The 17,762-nt window shown below is 43.6% G+C and carries 19 protein-coding genes; 9 read left to right on the top strand and 10 right to left on the bottom strand.

Going from position 1 to position 17,762, the window contains the following annotated elements; all coding sequences use genetic code 11:
* The first annotated feature begins 1 nt into the window (after nt 1).
* Nucleotides 2-253, top strand: a complete 252-nt coding sequence (locus MHN79_RS15960) for a hypothetical protein (RefSeq protein ID WP_239173701.1) — start codon at nt 2-4, stop codon at nt 251-253.
* 98 nt (nt 254-351) lie between these two features.
* Here the strand turns inward: MHN79_RS15960 and MHN79_RS15955 are convergent, their stop codons facing one another.
* Nucleotides 352-534, bottom strand: a complete 183-nt coding sequence (locus MHN79_RS15955; protein WP_239173700.1) for a hypothetical protein — start codon at nt 532-534, stop codon at nt 352-354.
* Nucleotides 535-551: 17 nt separating this feature from the next.
* Nucleotides 552-1,184 carry an alternative oxidase gene (locus MHN79_RS15950; RefSeq protein WP_160926441.1) on the bottom strand — a complete coding sequence of 211 codons (633 nt, stop codon included), beginning with the start codon at nt 1,182-1,184 and terminating at the stop codon, nt 552-554.
* A gap of 524 nt (nt 1,185-1,708) precedes the next feature.
* Between MHN79_RS15950 and MHN79_RS15945 the strand changes: the two genes are divergently transcribed.
* Complete coding sequence (locus MHN79_RS15945; protein ID WP_160926443.1) at nt 1,709-2,380, top strand: hypothetical protein; 672 nt, start codon at nt 1,709-1,711, stop codon at nt 2,378-2,380.
* A gap of 174 nt (nt 2,381-2,554) precedes the next feature.
* On the opposite strand, the gene lafA is transcribed toward MHN79_RS15945, so the two are convergent.
* From lafA to MHN79_RS15905, 8 genes are all read right to left on the bottom strand, one after another.
* Entirely contained in the window at nt 2,555-3,427 is an 873-nt protein-coding gene (gene lafA, locus MHN79_RS15940) for a lateral flagellin LafA (RefSeq protein ID WP_160926445.1), read from the bottom strand.
* A 213-nt stretch (nt 3,428-3,640) separates the two neighbouring features.
* On the bottom strand, nt 3,641-5,731 hold the full coding sequence (gene flhA, locus MHN79_RS15935) for a flagellar biosynthesis protein FlhA (protein ID WP_239173699.1): 2,091 nt from the start codon (nt 5,729-5,731) through the stop codon (nt 3,641-3,643).
* A gap of 31 nt (nt 5,732-5,762) precedes the next feature.
* Entirely contained in the window at nt 5,763-6,890 is a 1,128-nt protein-coding gene (gene flhB, locus MHN79_RS15930; protein ID WP_239173698.1) for a flagellar biosynthesis protein FlhB, read from the bottom strand.
* On the bottom strand, nt 6,887-7,663 hold the full coding sequence (gene fliR / locus MHN79_RS15925) for a flagellar biosynthetic protein FliR (protein WP_239173697.1): 777 nt from the start codon (nt 7,661-7,663) through the stop codon (nt 6,887-6,889). The genes flhB and fliR overlap by 4 nt, the downstream gene beginning before the upstream one ends.
* Nucleotides 7,663-7,932, bottom strand: a complete 270-nt coding sequence (gene fliQ / locus MHN79_RS15920; protein WP_114787892.1) for a flagellar biosynthesis protein FliQ — start codon at nt 7,930-7,932, stop codon at nt 7,663-7,665. The genes fliR and fliQ overlap by 1 nt, the downstream gene beginning before the upstream one ends.
* Before the next feature lie 12 nt (nt 7,933-7,944).
* Nucleotides 7,945-8,682: a flagellar type III secretion system pore protein FliP gene (fliP, locus tag MHN79_RS15915; RefSeq protein WP_239173717.1), complete on the bottom strand. Its 738-nt coding sequence runs from the start codon at nt 8,680-8,682 to the stop codon at nt 7,945-7,947.
* Nucleotides 8,683-8,717: 35 nt separating this feature from the next.
* Complete coding sequence (gene fliN, locus MHN79_RS15910; RefSeq protein ID WP_114787894.1) at nt 8,718-9,086, bottom strand: flagellar motor switch protein FliN; 369 nt, start codon at nt 9,084-9,086, stop codon at nt 8,718-8,720.
* Nucleotides 9,087-9,088: 2 nt separating this feature from the next.
* On the bottom strand, nt 9,089-9,901 hold the full coding sequence (locus tag MHN79_RS15905; protein WP_239173696.1) for a FliM/FliN family flagellar motor C-terminal domain-containing protein: 813 nt from the start codon (nt 9,899-9,901) through the stop codon (nt 9,089-9,091).
* A gap of 414 nt (nt 9,902-10,315) precedes the next feature.
* Between MHN79_RS15905 and MHN79_RS15900 the strand changes: the two genes are divergently transcribed.
* Genes MHN79_RS15900 through MHN79_RS15870 form a run of 7 tightly spaced genes read left to right on the top strand, consistent with a single transcriptional unit; the run spans nt 10,316 to nt 17,757 of the window.
* Nucleotides 10,316-11,227 carry an OmpA family protein gene (locus MHN79_RS15900; RefSeq protein WP_239173695.1) on the top strand — a complete coding sequence of 304 codons (912 nt, stop codon included), beginning with the start codon at nt 10,316-10,318 and terminating at the stop codon, nt 11,225-11,227.
* 2 nt (nt 11,228-11,229) lie between these two features.
* Nucleotides 11,230-12,561 (top strand): sigma-54 dependent transcriptional regulator, encoded by a 1,332-nt coding sequence (locus MHN79_RS15895; RefSeq protein ID WP_239173694.1) that lies wholly within the window; start codon nt 11,230-11,232, stop codon nt 12,559-12,561.
* Between the two features lie 13 nt (nt 12,562-12,574).
* Nucleotides 12,575-12,931: a flagellar hook-basal body complex protein FliE gene (fliE, locus tag MHN79_RS15890; RefSeq protein WP_239173693.1), complete on the top strand. Its 357-nt coding sequence runs from the start codon at nt 12,575-12,577 to the stop codon at nt 12,929-12,931.
* Nucleotides 12,932-12,934: 3 nt separating this feature from the next.
* On the top strand, nt 12,935-14,683 hold the full coding sequence (gene fliF, locus MHN79_RS15885) for a flagellar basal-body MS-ring/collar protein FliF (protein ID WP_239173692.1): 1,749 nt from the start codon (nt 12,935-12,937) through the stop codon (nt 14,681-14,683).
* Nucleotides 14,646-15,665, top strand: a complete 1,020-nt coding sequence (locus MHN79_RS15880; protein ID WP_160926467.1) for a flagellar motor switch protein FliG — start codon at nt 14,646-14,648, stop codon at nt 15,663-15,665. Before fliF ends, MHN79_RS15880 begins: the two co-directional genes overlap by 38 nt.
* A gap of 3 nt (nt 15,666-15,668) precedes the next feature.
* Nucleotides 15,669-16,418 carry a flagellar assembly protein FliH gene (gene fliH, locus MHN79_RS15875; RefSeq protein WP_239173691.1) on the top strand — a complete coding sequence of 250 codons (750 nt, stop codon included), beginning with the start codon at nt 15,669-15,671 and terminating at the stop codon, nt 16,416-16,418.
* Nucleotides 16,411-17,757 carry a FliI/YscN family ATPase gene (locus tag MHN79_RS15870; protein WP_239173690.1) on the top strand — a complete coding sequence of 449 codons (1,347 nt, stop codon included), beginning with the start codon at nt 16,411-16,413 and terminating at the stop codon, nt 17,755-17,757. Before fliH ends, MHN79_RS15870 begins: the two co-directional genes overlap by 8 nt.
* Nucleotides 17,758-17,762: the final 5 nt, after the last annotated feature.

Genomic DNA, 17,762 nt, shown 5'->3' with positions numbered 1-17,762 from the left:
AATGAGCGTAAATTTATTATATCTGATTAGTAAAGGAATTAAGGTATCGACACCCTTCCACTTAATGATGGACTTTTTAGTATTGGTTATGTGTGTCTGTATACCAAAGATGATTTTCTTCATTTTACCAGCGATACCAGAGCACATTGCCATGGGCACCATGGTAATGACAATCGGTGTCTTTATGGTGGCTTTGACTAAGTTCGGTCTTATGGGGCTGTGGTCCACTGAAGATGAGCGTGAGGCTATATAAAGGTCATGCGTTTATTTTTCTTTGAATACCTAGCTAAATCACAGGTACAAGTTTAAGGTAAAACTTGTCCTGTGATCTTCTATCCATAGCCTGCGCTTTTATTGATGGAACGTTAGATAATGTTTGATTTTCTGCCAGTGCGATGACATAAAGCTTTGGCGAGATTTACTGTCTTTAGATTCACTTGAGTAAAAAAGCTCGCCTTTTTCTATCATCAAGTGTGAAATACCCACTGAAAGTCCAAATTCAGCTTCATCAATATGGTGATTGTTTATTGCCATAATGCCTCCAATACTTTTTAGCTTTGATGTTCTGGAAGGTCTTGAAATTTATAGGCATCAGCAATGTCATGGTTCTTATCTCTATGTTTGGCTTCATCTTGGCGGATGCACTCCAATACATCTAACAACATTGCATTTTCACCCAACTGGTAATAGCGAGCAGCGATCTCTGGCGCGGGGGAGTTTTCAACCGTGCCATCTAATACCTTCTCGATAAATTCGCTGTAGCTGTTACAGGCTTCTTCTTCGAAATAACCAACGATACGATGTGCGGTTTTTGAAGAGAGAAGGTAAATGACGCCGTACACTAAAACGAAGAAGAACTGTATCAACATCACTAACGCACGTTCTAAGATTGAAGGCTGAGTAATGCGTAAAAATATCATCAGATGCATACGCTCGTTGTCGGCTTCGTCAAGTAGCTCTTTTATCCAACCACCATCATCTTTCATTCTGCGCAATGCTTTGAGGTGGTTAAATACACCAGCGACCATGCCGGGAACGGCTGCAATGGTTTCAAGTAACATAGCCCGTCTAGCATACTTACCGCCGTAGAAAAGGTTTAATGTCTTTTTAAGCAGCTTGGTTACCAGCAACGCAATCTTTTCTGAAATACTATTAGGTTGGTAATGTTTATGTTCAAATTTCATAGCAAAGTCTCCTATTCTGATAGTTAACTTACATATTTCATGCCATGTGCTAAATCTATGTATATAATGACCTTTCTTATAATTTAGATGTCATTATGACTCTTTTAAGTTAGGTCATTATGACTCTTTATATCTATTTGACTCTTTTGGGGCGATTGTAGAATGGTCATTAATAATTTTTGGGTGGAGTGTTACAAGGGCTGGTCTAAGTAAATTTTGTGAGGTGGAGTAAAAGTCTTGAGTAGAAAATAAGATCAACCATGTTGCTAACACTGCAATGTCAGGTTTTTACCTGATTAAATTCTAACCGGTTAAGTGCTATTTTCACTGGGAACTAAGCGTTTATCACCAGATAAACTCTTCTTTAGTATTAATTAGTAAGCACAATGAGGCTACAAATGAGTTCGATTTCACCCACACATTTATTTCATCGATCTTGCCAAGATAACTTGCCTGACAAATTATCAGATCCCGTTGAGGACACGGTGCAACTTACCAGAAACAGCTCGTTCAGTGATCTTCATATGGAAAACGATCCTGCTGTAATTTCGAATGAATTCTGGCTCAGTCGTGACGGCGATAGGATTGTAAAATCAGCTTGCGAAAAAGCTTTTGAGGATCTGGGGAAAGAAAAAGACGTGGGGTTTAAGAGCAGAGCTATTAGCATCTTTAAACCATCACAAGCTGAGAAGCAGAGGCAATGTAAGGAGTTTGAGACCAAGCGAGATGCAGTTAATCAGCATTTAATTAGTTATGCTGCGCGCAAATGGGATTTATATCTTGAACAACTTCCTCCAGAGTTGGCACGAAAATATGCATCTGAGGATAATAAACGTTCAGTATTAGGTGAAGTATCCACTTGGTTAAATGTAAGCTCAGGGGCTGGTAAAAGTGCACTAGAGAGTGCTGCCATGAAAGAATTGGGTCAATACAACTTGACCGATATAACGTTGATTTTCGAATTTAAAGATTTGCGCAAAAATGTAAGGGATTCTCTAACTCAAAAGCAGTTTATCGCTATACATCGTGAGTTGAATAACATAGTCGATGAATATTGTGAGAAAATGAATATCTCTGTAAATGGAAAGTCACTTACTTGTTCTTCGGTAGATGAAATATTCAATCAGGCAAAGGAAAAGCTTGAAGCAAAAATTTCAAAAGAGAACAGACAGGCCTTTCAAACACTGAGATGTTAATTTTATCTATCTCGCTCAACTTGATAGAAGTGTTGAGTAAATGTGCCTTTGAGCATATTGAAAAAAGCCCTCAAGCTGTGCTTGAGGGCAAAGTTACCTGAGGCATTCAACGGGTATGATAGAATGCGGAGTAACAAGTTTACGGAGTAAATATTAGAAGGGTATGGATGTCTATTAACGAAGTAGAGACATTGCCATTCCAGGTAGCTGATTAGTTTGAGAAAGTACAGTTGTACCCGCTTGCATCAGCATCTGGTTCTTCGTCATGTTAGAAGACTCAACAGCAAAGTCTGCATCAGTGATACGACCTTTCGCCGCAGCTGTGTTCTCAGAGATATTTGCTAGGTTGTTGATTGTGTGCTCAAGTCGGTTGATATTTGCACCTAGAGTCGAACGAACAGTATTGATTTTATCAAACAAACCATCCACAACAGCGATTTGAGCGTTAGCGTTAGCGTTAGAGTCTAAATCACCTGTTGATGAAAAGTCGATGCCTTGTAAATCAGCTGCAACATTTACTTCGAGAGTTTCGCCACCAGAAGCGCCTATTTGGAAAGTTACCGCTTCAGAAAGTTTACCGTCAGAAGTTGCTGCACCGCCGCCAGCACCACCACCAGTTGTTGTACCTGATAGTAGTTTTTGCCCTGCGCCGTATGTGGTTTGCTCCATAATACGTACCGCTTCTTTTTCAAGCTCTTGGTACTCTGCGTTTAGTGCAGCAAGCTCAGTTGTGCCGTTTGTGCCGTTCGCACCTTGAGTTGCAAGATCTTTCATGCGGTATGCAATGTTAGTCAACTCTTCTAGAGCACCGTCTGCAGTTTGAAGCATAGAAATCGCATCTTGAGAGTTGCGCATAGCAACAGACATACCACGAGTTTGCGCTTCAAGTTTGTTAGCGATAGTTAGGCCAGCTGCATCGTCAGACGCAGAGTTAATACGCATACCTGTACTTAGGCGCTCCATCGCAGTTGTCAATAGGTCGTTTGTGCTGCTTAGCGTGTTTTGCGTAACAAGTGATGCGTAGTTAGTGTGCATTGATAAAGCCATCTTGGTCTCCTTGGTTGGTAACAATACTCAGATGTTGGCTTCAGGATTTCCCCTGGTCACTAACAAGAGGCGGACGCTGCTTGTTCGAAATTAATAAAAAATTTAGTTTTCGAATGAAATTAATGGTTATTAGGGCTTTTTGGTGATCTTCATTCCATTAACTGGCCTGTTGGGGCCAATTAATGGAGATTGAGATTCGATAGATTAGCTCGACTAACCCAAGTTTCCGACGATATTTATTTGCTTAGTTTCGGGAATTTCGTTGTAAGATAAAACGGCCAGACCTGCTGAAAAAGTACGAGCATATCTGGCAAGTAATGGGCGAAGCTGCGGCATGACAAGTAAAATAGGTGCTAGCCCTTGCTGTTTTAGCTGCTGCTTAATCAAAGGCAAGTTTTGCTGAAATTGCCCAAGAATATTAGGCTCTACTGGAAAGCTATCTAGATTCACACTGCCGTTAGACTGTGCTTGCTGGAGTGACGTCATTAGCATCTGTTCCAATTCATCAGATAAGGTATAGACTTTTAGTTCATCGTTGGTTCCGGCGATGAGATTAACCAGAGTTCGCCTTAATGCACAGCGAACATCAGCGGCCAGTAATATTGGATCCTTTGTCTTCTCTGATGACTCAAGCATAGTGTTGGCTATGGTTCTAATATCTTGCAGAGGCACTTGGTCAAGCAGTAACTGACGAAATACTTTTAGCTGCTGAGCTGGATTTAATGCTGCCCCTAAAGCTTCAGCTAGTTTGGGGGCTTGTTGGGTGAGCCTTTGCATCATGGCATCAACATCATCGTGATTAAACAGCTCTGAGAGATGAGTTTTTATGACTTTACTTATATGAGTTGCTATGACGGTTGCATCATCCACGACTTGATAACCCATATTCAGTGCTTTGGCTTTATCACTGTGCTCGATCCACACTGCTGGTAATTGATAAGCGGGGTCGCTGCCAAGAATACCATCCACTTCACCATAGGTTTCTCCTACCGCAATCGCCATTAAGCGCTGAGGTTCGATCAATCCTTGCTCAATCACTTCCCCATTCAGGGCGATAGTGTATTGATTTGGCTTAAGGCTTAAATTGTCACGGATACGAACCTCGGGCAGTAAAAAACCAACTTGCTCTGAAAGGTTACGTCTTACACCTCTTATTCTTTGGCTGAGTGGTGCACCTTGCTCTTTATTCACTAAGTGAACCAAACGATAGCCAAGCGAGAGAGACAGTGTGTGAACGTGCGGAATATCCTCCCAACTCAGCGGCGTTTCATCTTGCTGCATCGCTTGGGTCATGACCTCAACTTGCTCAAGCTCGGGATCGTAAAAAGCGGTTTTGTTTTGTCGCCAACCTGCAAAAGCTAATGCGGCCGCGAAGCTAAAGAAAGCAAGGTGCGGCATGCCGGGTACCATGCCAATAATCAGCATTACTGCCGCGACTGTAAACAGGGTTTTAGGAGAGGCTAACAATTGTTTTTGCATAGTGTCTGATAGCGCGTTATCACTATCGTTAATGCGAGTCACTATGATTGCAGCAGCGGTTGCAAGTAACAGAGAGGGGATTTGTGCGACTAGACCGTCACCAATGGTCAGTAGAGCGTAGGTTTTAAATGCTTCAGACGCGGCAAGCCCATGTTCAAACACACCAATGCTGATACCGCCAATAATATTGATGAACAAGATCAATAGACCAGCAATGGCGTCACCCCTCACAAATTTAGATGCGCCATCCATAGAACCATGAAAATCGGCTTCATTGGCGACTTCTTGTCGGCGGCGGCGAGCGCCTTGTTGATCAATCAGCCCCGCATTGAGATCCGCATCTATCGCCATTTGTTTGCCGGGTAAGGCATCCAGCGTAAAGCGGGCTGACACTTCTGAAATACGCTCTCCTCCTTTGGTAATCACGACAAAGTTAATGATCATCAAAATAACAAAAATGACCATACCCACAACATAATTACCGCCAATGACGACTTCACCAAAAGCTTGAATGACCTTACCAGCAGCATCACCGCCATTATGACCTTCAAGTAATACCACACGAGTAGAAGCAACGTTGAGGGTGAGCCTGAGTAGTGTAGCGATAAGCAAAATAGTTGGGAAAATTGAAAAGTCCAACGGCCTCTTGGCTGTCGTGCTTACTAATAAAACCAAAATGGCGAGCACAATGTTAAAGGTAAATAAGGCATCAAGTAACAATGGTGGAAGAGGGAGGATAACCATCGCCAATATCATGAGTAAGACCAGCGGTATGCCGACATAGCCTTTGGTGGAGTTTTGTATCTGTGCTATCCGATTGAGCATGAGCGGGTGTCCTTGGGTTAATAACGTATGATCAATGTTGTAAGTGCTTAGGAATTGCTAAATGAGGTAAAGGCATCGGCTTTTCACCTTTGCCCGTTTTGAATGCTTTTAGTTGCATCACGTAAGTAAGAATATGAGCAATAGCGACATATAACTGACTTGGTATCGCTTGTTCTATTGCTGTAGTGTGGTAAATAGCACGGGTCAGGGGCGGAGTATTGATGATTTCAACCTGGTTATCGCGCGCCACCCTTTGAATGTGTATTGCTGTTTCATCGATACCTTTTGCTACAACGAAGGGCGCATCTGAGCGGCTTAAATCATATTTAATCGCCACAGCATAATGAGTAGGGTTAGTGATCACGACATCAGCATCTGGCACCATTTTATTAATCTTCCGGCGAGCAAATTGCTGTTGAATTTGACGGATGCGCTGCTTGACTTCAGGTCGACCTTCGTTGTTTTTAAACTCTTCTTTTAGCTCTTGTTTCGTCATTTTGAGCTCTTTCCCATGCTCCCACTTTTGGTAAGGAATATCGATCACACCAAATATGAGAAGAGCGAGTCCCATCAGTAATAGGCCGTCGAACAAGATTTGCATGACATTAACGATCCCTTGTGTAAGAGGCAGTCTTTGCATACCTAGCAGAGGCTGGAGGTGATTGCTCAAATAGGCATAGAGAATGGAGAAAATAACCAAGACTTTAATAAATGACTTGATAAGCTCAACCAAGGAACGGCTCGAAAACATTCTTTTGATTCCCGTAACAGGGTTCAACTTACTCAGTTTTGGTAGTGTATTGGCCATTCGAAACATCCAGCCTCCAAGCACCATAGTGCTGGCTAATGTCACTAGAATAATGACGACAAACAAGGGTAGGAGCAAAGTAATGATCACGCCGAGGCTATGCCCAAGTTGCTCGATCATTTGCATTGGGTTTTCTAGATCTTGCCTTGTCAGGGACATATTAAAACGAAAGATGCCAGCGATATTGTCCCAGATCACAGAGATTTGACTGTCAAAGTACACAGCAACCACCAGAAATAGCGCGGCAGTCGTAAACTCTTTTGCTCTAGGAACTTGGCCTTGTTCACGCGCTTTTTTAATCTTTTGTGGTGAGGCTTTTTCCGTTTTATCTTGAGAAGAAGATTCGCTCATCCGCCCCCCGTCATATATTGGTTTAGGAAGCGCAATGTATCGTTAACCAAAATGGTGTAGCGACTTGGAACGCCGGATATGGAGATCAATACGCTAAACAAACCCAATAGCATAGTCATAGGAAAGCCGAGAGCGTAGACGTTAAGTGAGGGGGCAGCTCGATTCATGACGCCAAAGCTGATGTTTGCCAGTAACATTGAAACAATCGCAGGGAGAGCGAGAGCGAGTGCTGAAGCAAACATCCAGCCAAAAATGTTGATCACCCCTTTGAGTGAGGCAGAGGTTAGCCCAGAGCCGACGGGCCATAGGGTGAAACTCTGGATAAGAACATCAATAACAACAAGGTGTCCTTCTAAAGACAGAAATAACAAGGTGCTGAAGATCAGAAATAAACGACCGAGAATGGCGACCGACATACCGTTAACAGGATCGTTCATAATGGCCATACCCAGACCCATTTGCATTGATATAGTTTGGCCTAGAGTGGTGAAAATACTAAAGAGTAAATGGAGAACCAGACCAAAGAACAGGCCCCAAATTGCTTGCTCAAAAGCCAAATAAAGCGATGTGAATGAAAAAAGGTCAACTGCTGGCATTGCAGGCATTAGAGGAGCAGCAACCACCACAATCGATAGCGCTAATAGGCTGCGAACCCAGACAGGTATCAAAGCATCACCAAAGAAAGGCATTGAGATAAATACTGTACCTACTCGAAAGAATGGCCACCAAAATTGGCCAATCATGCGTGAAATGTCTGCAAAGGTAATATCCATTAGCCGATCATTCCCGGAATGTTATGGAACAAGTAATCAAATAGCTCCATGATTTTTCTGAGCATCCAGTGACCTGCGAATATCACCATAAGCAGAGTGACAAGCAAGCGTGGTAAAAAGCTCAGGGTTTGCTCGTTGATTTGTGTGGCAGCCTGAAAAATAGCAATACCTAGTCCGACAATCAGCCCAGGTAACACTAATACCGCGACCATTAGGATGATTAGCCACACGGCATTGGAAAACAGAGTAACCGTCATTTCTGGTGTCATGATATCTCCTTGCTATCCAAAACTGGCCGATAGGGTACCCACTGTCATGGCCCATCCGTCGACTAAGACAAAAACAACCAGTTTAAAGGGTAAAGAAATAATCAGTGGTGACAGCATCATCATCCCCATCGCCATTAGAACGCTCGCCACAACCAGATCTATAATTAAGAAAGGAATAAACAGCATGAAGCCAATTTGGAACGCAGTTTTGAGCTCACTAATCACAAAGGCTGGAAGAATGATAGCCAGTGAAATGTCCTCAACTTGTGAGTCTATGGGCTCATTAGCAATGCGCATCATTTGCTCTAACGAGTTTTGCTGAGTTTGAGCCAGCATGAAATGTCTAACGGGCTTTTCTGCGATCGAAAAGGCTTCTACTAACGTGATGTCACCTTTATCGTACGGTTGGAAAGCATTTTGGTAGATATCGGTCCAAACAGGTCGCATGATCAGCAAAGAAAGTGCCAGAGCAATACCTACCAACACCCTATTGGGAGGGCTTTGCTGTAGACCAAGAGCCTGACGAAGAATGGCCAGTACGACGATTATGCGCGTGAAGCTGGTGGCCATAAGAATAAAAGCAGGCAGAAAACTTAGCGCAGTCATCAAAAGCAGAATTTGCAATTTAACGCTGTATTCTTGCTGTGATGTACCATCTGTAACAGAGAGGATGGTTAAGCCAGATTCACTGGCAGCACAAGGGAAACCAATGAAGAGAATTAACCAACCAATATGCGCTATCCACCTCATCAAAGAAGAAGATTTAGTCATTTTTGTCTTAGCCTTTACTGAATCGCAGAGGCAAGAGCTGAATCGACAACATCAATAAGTCTTAGGCCATATTTTTCGTTGACCACCACAACTTCGGCATGTCCCATTAATGATCCATTGACTTTGACATCAAGCGGTTCTCCGTTGAGTTTATCAAGTTCAATAACGCTTCCTGAACCTGCTTTCATGAGCTCGCCCAGAGCAATATCTTTACTGGCGACCTCTAATGTGACGGTAACAGGGATATTTTTGAAAAAACTTAAGTCACGCTCCGGAGTGTGAGAGGTGAAATCTAAGTCTTCGTTAGGTGTTTCCTCAAGTTGAAAATCATCGAAGTCCAATTCATCGGTATTAAAAGCTGGGATATCCGTTGACTCGCTCATTACTAAGATTCCTTATCATGGTTAAGAATTAAAACTAGTTGACCGTCATTGTCTGCTACTGTGCCATTGAATAAATGCTGCTGCCCAATGCTGACAGGAACCGAGGAGAGTAACTCTACGGGTAATATATCTTTGGGCTTTAGTGATAAGAGCTCACTAAGGAGCATGCGTTTTTGACACAGTAAAGCGTTGAGTTTGACTGGTGTGGACTCGAGAGATTGGCAAAAAGGAAGATACATGGATTCCTTAGGTTGCAGATCTAACTCTTGAGTCAGCGTATCGACGAGCGCTTCATCTAGCTTGATATGGATGCTACCTTGGTGATCGTCGAAGTTGATATTGATAGAGGCATACAGCCCCGTTCCTTGAGCTGGCTCAAATTCACATCGAGTCCACATTTCCTGCGGAGCCAACCAAGTCGCGATAATGGTCCCGATTTTTTCTTGAAGGCGCAGATCGCTGTTACTAAGCTCACTACAGTTTCGCTCTAATCTCGTAGCATAAAAACTATCGGCAAGTTTAATTAAGGTTGGAGTATCGATAGAGGTGAAAATTTTACCGCCAGACTGATGATTAAATGTGCTTATTAATGATTTGTTCATTTCATCCACCGAGAAGGTGTGAAGTGAAACAATATTTATATTACATTTGATATTATATGATTTTAGCCAGCTCTGAAGTTCATAGGTTAAAATATTGCACGAGTTTGATATTAGATAATCCAGTTTATCTCGAATTATGTGAATTGGCCTTCCCAGAGACTCAATACTTAGGGTTTGAAAGTCTGGAATAGATATCTTTCTGATAGGTTCCATTTATATTTTACCATTTCATGACAAATCACTTATATAATTTTCTACCTTAATTTATTGCATTCTTCATAGATTTTTTTGTTGCAAATAAGTCTTGTTTATTAAATTTGTGACTTTACTCCATATGTTGATTTTAATTCCTGATTCACATCTTCTCATTAAAAATAAAAAAGGTTAGTTTGCAATACATGCAAATGATGAATGTCTTATAGAGGGACCTGATGCATATTAAATCTTTGTATGCAATTGGTTTTAAATGATTTTTATTGATTTGTTACATAATTGGTGGCATCGATTGAAAAATGTTTAAGTTATTGAGCTTATTGGTTAAATATTATTGTTCTTACAGTCGCCCATACTAAATAACATCCATAAAAATAAATACATCAATAATAAATTGGTTCTAAAAGAATAGTTATGAATATCAAAGTCAAAAAAAAATATTTATTTCTTATTATTTTCTACTTCTCATCTGCTTTGGCAAATTTTGAACAAGAAATACCAATGGATGAAGTAAAATGGACTTATCGTGGAAGTAGCTTAAAGTGTAGTTTAATTTTCAATAGCCTTTCCTATGGGAAGTTTTCTTTCCGGTCAGAGGAAATAGGCAAGACCAATTTAAATATTTATTTAGAAGGCAATAATAACCATTTTGAGTATGGTGAATTATATAGTGCCCCTGAACCTTGGAGTGAAAATAATAGTTTTAGGGGGATTGGCCATCATGTGCCTATTACGGATGGCGAGTTGATATTCTATCAAGATATAAGCCTTCTTATAGATAAGATAAAGCAAGGTAATTGGATCAAACTCAGCTTCAGCGGAAAACAAGTTTCCGAACCTCAATCCCTACTACTGCCAACTACCCATATTCAAAAGCCACTAGCACAGTTTCAGCGGTGCTTATCTCGCCTCCCTCACATGTCATATGTGACCGCAAGAGATCTTACTTTCTCTTTTCCCGCAGGAGAGCATCACCTTGATAATACTCAGCGAAGGACTTTATACGCTTTTACTACCTATCTTGATGCAGACGATAGTGTTTCCCGTATTCTTATCGATGGGTACAGCGACAATATTGGTTCCGACTTAAACAACTTATCTCTATCTGAGCTAAGAGCAAATGCAATCGCTGATGTTCTTTTAGGCTATGGCATTTCGAAAACAAAGATACAAATACGCTCACATGGTTCTCGTTACCCGGTGTCGAATAATGATACAGCCGAAGGACAGGCGAAGAATCGGCGTGTGACCGTCAGGTTAGTTCGAAGTGATGAAAAAATAGTACCTCACAATACTCAAACAATTAACGACATGGAAGAGGCTTAAAAATGACAAGCACAAGTATTTTGTTAGTTGAGCCCAAGGATGAACTTGCCCAATCGATCATAAAAGTACTCGAGCCGTCTGGATACAGAGTGACTCATGTTCGTACAGGGCGCAGTGCATTACTTGAACCCAGCACTGCCATTACCTTGGTGAGTTCAAATTTGCCTGATATGTGTGTTCGTGAATTTGTTCACTGCCACAATAAAAAGGCCGGAGTTGGTGTCGCCATTGCAATTGTCGAGCAAAACCAAGGGTTACTTGCGGCAGAAACCATGAAAGCAGGTGCGACTGATTATTTATTACGACCGTTTGAAAGTTGCCAGCTACTCAGTTTACTTCGCCGTATTGAAGTGGTCGGTAAACCGATAGCAAACCTTGTTGCTGAATCTTGGCGCAGTAAGCAAGTTCTTCAACTAGCCCACAGAGCCGCATGCACTAAAGCTAGTGTTCTCATCACCGGAGAATCTGGCACGGGAAAAGAAGTTCTGGCGAGATATGTTCACCAGCACTCACCTCGGGCAGACGGTCCTTTTGTCGCGGTCAATTGTGCTGCCATTCCAGAGTCTATGCTTGAGGCAGTGCTTTTTGGACACGTTAAAGGTGCCTTCACCGGGGCTACTCAGTCGCAAAGCGGCAAGTTTGAAGAGGCTGAACAGGGCACTATTTTCCTTGATGAGATAGGTGAGATGTCACCATCCGTGCAAGCTAAATTACTGCGTGTACTTCAAGAGCGCGAAGTAGAGCGTGTTGGTAGCCACAAAGCGGTGAAGCTTGATATTAGAGTCATTGCTGCAACCAACAAAGATTTGCGCGAGGAGGTAAAAAATGGTCAGTTTCGTGAAGATCTCTACTATCGTTTAGATGTCTTGCCTCTCCATTGGCCTCCGCTTAGAGAACGAAGCGAAGACATCTTGCCCATCAGCCAATTCTTTATCAATAAATATCAAGATGGTAGTCGATGCCACCTCTCTCATGATGCCAGAACGGCATTATGCCAATACAAGTGGCCAGGCAATATTCGTGAACTAGAAAACGTTATTCAACGTGCACTTGTTATGCGCCATGGTGATTACATTACTGCTCAGGACCTTATGTTACCAATGGAGTTACTCTCCTCTACACAGGAAACAGCACCTTCACAAAGCATGGGGCATGTCGAAATCAAAAAGCAGGCAGAGTTCCAGTACATCCTTGAACAACTGCGTCATTTTGGCGGAAACCGAACCAAGACAGCAAATGCCCTTGGTGTTACCACGCGCGCATTACGATATAAACTAGCCGCAATGCGTGAACAAGGCATTGATTTACAGTCGGCCATAGGCTCGGCTGCATAAAGGAGAAAAATTAATGGCAAGTCACCCTATCCATAATGCGATAAGCGCAGAGCAGTTAATGTTGTCTAAAATGGAAGCGATGCAATCCATTATTCAACCTGAACCTGCTATCTCAGCGAATCCTCTCGATACACATAATATTACATCGTCTCTGTCATTTTCCGATGCCATGGTAAATGTTCTTGATTCAGTGAATCAATATCAATCTGTCGCCAGTCAGAAAATGACCGCGGTTGAAACAGGCCAGAGTGACGACCTCGTTGGTGCCATGATAGCCAGTCAAAAAGCGAGTTTGTCCTTCGATTCCTTGATGCAAGTTCGTAACAAGGTTGTGACCTCATTTGAAGACATCATGAAGATGCCGGTGTAGCCCATGTCAGAATTAACCACACAAGTCGCCAGTGGCGCAGCACTTGATGTGCCGAGTGCTGATTCCTCCTCGCAAAGAGGGATTCAAGATTTCACCGACAAACTCAAGCAGCTTTGGTCTAACAGCCAACGAAATTTAGTCTTGTCTGCGGTATTAGCAGCCATTGTTGCCGCGATAATTGTGGTGGCGCTTTGGAGTTCAACACAAAGTTACCGCCCTCTATACAGCCAACAAGAGAGGTTTGATACAGGAGAGATCGTTTCTGTTCTTGAATCTGAAGGGATCAATTACCGATTGCAAGAACAAAATGGTCAAGTATTAGTACCGGAAGGTGAGGTTGCTAGGATAAGGATGTTATTAGCCGCTAAGGGTGTTAAAGCTAAGCTGCCAACAGGCCTAGACTCACTTAAAGAAGACAGTTCACTCGGAACTAGCCAGTTCATGGAAACCGCGCGCTATCGGCATGGTCTTGAAGGGGAGTTGATTCGCACTATTATTTCGCTCAATGCGGTATCCAATGCTAGGGTTCATCTGGCCATACCTCGCCAGACCTTATTTGTCAGACAAAATAGCGAAGCGCCTTCTGCCTCAGTGATGTTGGAACTAAAACCCGGTGAGGACTTAAAGCCAGAACAAGTTGAAGCCATTATTAACTTGGTTGTGGGCAGTGTCACTGCAATGAAACCAGAGCAAGTATCCGTAATTGACCAGTATGGTCGGTTACTTAGTGCGGATGTTGGTTCTGCCGAAGCGGGAAAAGTGAACGCCAAGTATCTAGAGTATCAACGTAATGTTGAGAAACAGATTATCCAACGCGCGTCGGATATGCTGACTCCTATTGTTGGGCCGAGTAATTTCCGTGTTCAAGTTGCTGCTGATATGGACTTTAGTCAGGTCGAAGAAACACAGGAAATTCTCGATGATAGTCCAATCGTGCGCAATGAGCACACCATCACAAACAACTCGATTGACCAGATCGCTTTAGGTGTTCCGGGAACTCTAAGTAACCAACCCCCTGTAACTGGTGAAGCTCCAACCCATGATAGCCAAAACACCAACGCGCGATCAGAAATAAACCGCCAGTACGCAGTGGGTAGCAGTGTGCGCCGTACCCAGTATCAACAAGGTAAGATAAATAAGTTGAGTGTTTCAGTGTTGCTCAATCAAGCCGTTGCTCCCAATGGGCAAGCTTGGACTGACGAAGAGAAAGCACAAATATCCACTATGGTGACTGATGCAATAGGTATCTCCGCGGATAGAGGTGACACGCTAAGTTTAATGAGCTTTGGTTTTACACCTTTAGCCATTGAAGCTCCGCCAAGTATTCCTTGGTGGCAAGATCCCACAGTACAGCAACCGATGCGATATGTGATTGGCGGTATGTTGGGTATGGCAATGATTTTCTTTGTCTTACGTCCTTTGATTCTTCATTTAACTGGTTCAGATCTTAACTCACAAGAGCTTGAGTTTGCGGATCCACAGCAAGACACCGTATTTGACGATATACAAACCCGAGAAGAAAGGGAAAGAGAAGAAGTGCTCAATCGAAAACTGTCTGAAAAAGGGATTTCCGTGTCATCTGGACTGGATATGGGACATGACATGCTACCTCCGGCGGGCTCGCCATTAGAAATTCAGCTCAAGCATCTACAACTGATCGCGAATGAAGAACCAGAACGAGTTGCTGAAGTATTAAAACAATGGGTGAATGTAAATGAACACAGCAGAATTAAAGCAAAAGCCAATGCTTAGCTACGTTGAACAAACCGCTCTTGTCCTACTGGGAATGGGGGAAGATGCTGCCGCTAAGGTGTTGCGCCATTTCACTCGAGATGAAACTCAGCGCGTCACCAAAGCGATGGCCAAGTTAAGTGGCATCAAAAGTGATAGCGCTAATGGTGCTATCCAAAGCTTCTTCGATGACTTTCGTCAACACAGTGGCATTAGGGGAGCGTCGAAAGAGTATTTATCTAAAACCTTGCGCAAAGCCTTGGGCAACGATCTAGCGAAAGGGCTACTCAATACGCTCTACGGTGATGAAATCAGTAACAATATGCAAAGACTGCAATGGGTTGAGTCTGATGTGTTAGCAAGGTTTATCGCCAAAGAACACCCTCAAATGCAAGCCATCTTTCTTGCTTACTTGCCAGCAGAAAGCTCATCAGCTGTTTTGAAGTGCATGCCGCAAGATGAACATGATGAGTTGTTGTTCCGCATTGCCCAAATGCAAGACATTGACCACCAAGTGGCAAGTGATCTCAATGACTTGATTGAACGTTGTATTGAGCAAGTCTCGGTCAGTCAAAGCGCTCCATTATCTGGGGTCAAACAAGTGGCCGATATCATAAATAGATTTGAGGGTGACAGAGGCTCACTGATGGAAATGCTCAAATTGCATGATGAAGACGTGGTCAGTGAGATTGAGCAGAACATGTTTGACTTTATGGTATTGGGCCGCCAACCGGAAGAAACAATGGATCGCCTCGTGCAGCAGGTGCCTATGGAGCTTTGGTCACTAGCGCTTAAAGGTGCCGAGATCCAGCTTCAGTTAGCCATTAAGAGTGCCATGCCACAGCGTATGGTCAAAGCGCTGGAAGACGATATGGAAGTCCGAGGAGCCGTACCATTAAGCCGCGTAGAACGTGCAAGGTATGACATCATGCAAATGGTGCGTGAATTGGATGAAGCCGATGAGATAGAACTGGTTCTGTATGATGAACCCAGAGTGGAGTAAGCCATGTCACTAACCAAATCTGAATTTTTTGATGTACCGGCGACCGACTACCGCATTCACCGTTTTCCACCGCTAGCTAAACCAGTAGAGGTCGATGATAGCTTTGCTCTTGACGACCAATGGCAAGATCCGCAAGCTGAGCTGCAGCAAAAGCTGCAAGAGGGTTTTGAAACGGGTCTAGAGCAAGGGCACGAAGAAGGACTTCGTCAAGGATTAACCCAAGGGCAACAGCAGGGTTTACTTGAAGGGCAAAAAGAAGGGTTTCAGCAAGGTTTTATCTCTGGTGAACAATCAGGAAAGCAAGCATTTGTTGAGGCTACTAAACCTGTGAATGCTATCTACCAGTCACTTTCGCACTGGCAAGCGGAGCGAGAACAGCAGCAAAGGCATGTGATTTGTGAGTTGGTGCAAAAAGTTGCTCAGCAGGTGATTCGCGCCGAGCTAACCCTCATGCCACAGCAGATTTTAGCCTTAGTGGATGAAACTTTGGAGGCAATGCCAGGCAAGACAGAAAAGGTGACGGTTCATCTTAATCCACAAGATTTAGAACGACTTGAAGATATCAATTCAGAACTTGCTAAAGAGTGGAAATTGGTAGCAAATCCCGATTTGCAACCAGGGGGATGTCATTTAGTGACTGAAGAGGCAGAAGCAGATGCAAGTTGTGACTCAAGGCTGCAAGCTTGTATGGATAATGTAAAGCAGTATTTGCTTGATGAAGTGACTCAAGTAAGCGATGAGGCTGATGACTAATACACAAGCATTTGAATTACTCTTTGAACGCACGAATGAAGCGATTGCGTCACTTGACTCGATTCCAGTTGCGAGAGTGACGGGCAGGCTGGTAAAGGTAACGGGCAACATGCTGCAAGCAGTAGGTTGTCGCTTCAAACTTGAGCAGCGCTGCCTAGTGGAAACATCCGATGGCGATATGATAGAAGCTCAGGTAGTTGGTTTTGACCACACAATTGCTTTTTTAATGCCTATACGCCGTCTTGGTGGTTTATTCGCTGGGGCAAAAGTTATCCCTTTGGATGGCGACAGCACTGTCGAGTTAGGAGACCACTGGCTAGGTCGTGTGGTTAATGGCCTAGGCGAGGCACTGGATGATGGCCCCGCACTGCGAGGTGGCGATCGGGTTTCGTTAGAGCCTAAGGTGATTAATCCGCTCAAACGCCGGCCTGTTGATTCTCCTTTAGATATAGGCGTTCGAGCGATTAATGGATTACTCACGGTAGGTAAAGGTCAAAGGATTGGCCTAATGGCGGGTAGTGGCGTTGGCAAAAGTATGCTGCTTGGGATGATGGCCAAAAATACCGAAGCCGATGTTGTCGTGGTTGGTTTAATTGGTGAGCGTGGGCGTGAAGTGCGAGAGTTTATTGAGACAAACCTAAGCATGGATGCTCGCCGTAAAGCCATTGTTGTTGCGGCTCCAGCAGATGACTCACCGCTTATGCGACTAAGAGCGACGTTATTGTGCCACCGAGTTGCCGAATATTATCGTGATAAGGGTAAGGATGTGCTGTTAATGATGGATTCTCTCACCCGCTATGCGATGGCGCAGCGAGAGATTGCTTTGTCATTGGGTGAGCCTCCGGCGACTCGAGGCTACCCACCTTCTGTTTTTAACGCTTTACCTCAGTTGCTTGAACGCTCTGGGAATGGAGAAAACCCAACGGGCAGTTTGACGGCTATTTATACCATTCTAGCTGCGGGGGATGATCAACAAGATCCTGTGGTTGATTCAGCGCGAGCGATCTTAGATGGCCATGTCGTCTTATCACGAAAACTGGCAGAGCAAGGACATTACCCTGCAATTGATATCGGAGCTTCCATCAGCCGATGCATGGCGTCGTGTGTTGCCAAGGAGCATTCAGCGTTAGCGAGTGAGTTTAGACAAGCCTATTCAGGCTATCTTGAAGTAAAAGACCTGATTCCACTGGGCGGCTATCAGCCTGGTCAGGACCTTAAGTTAGACAGCTATGTGGCTTTGCAGCCAAGACTCACTGCCTACCTTAAGCAAAACTATGACGCTTCGGCTGGTTTTACTGATAGCTTGGCAGAGTTGGCGCAGATTTTTCAATCATCTTAGGGCAA

The sequence above is a fragment of the Vibrio sp. Of14-4 genome (genome assembly GCF_022347625.1).
Lineage (GTDB): Bacteria > Pseudomonadota > Gammaproteobacteria > Enterobacterales > Vibrionaceae > Vibrio > Vibrio pristinus.
The sequence above is the reverse complement of the archived record's forward strand: the minus strand, read 5'-3'. Positions and strand labels throughout refer to the sequence as shown.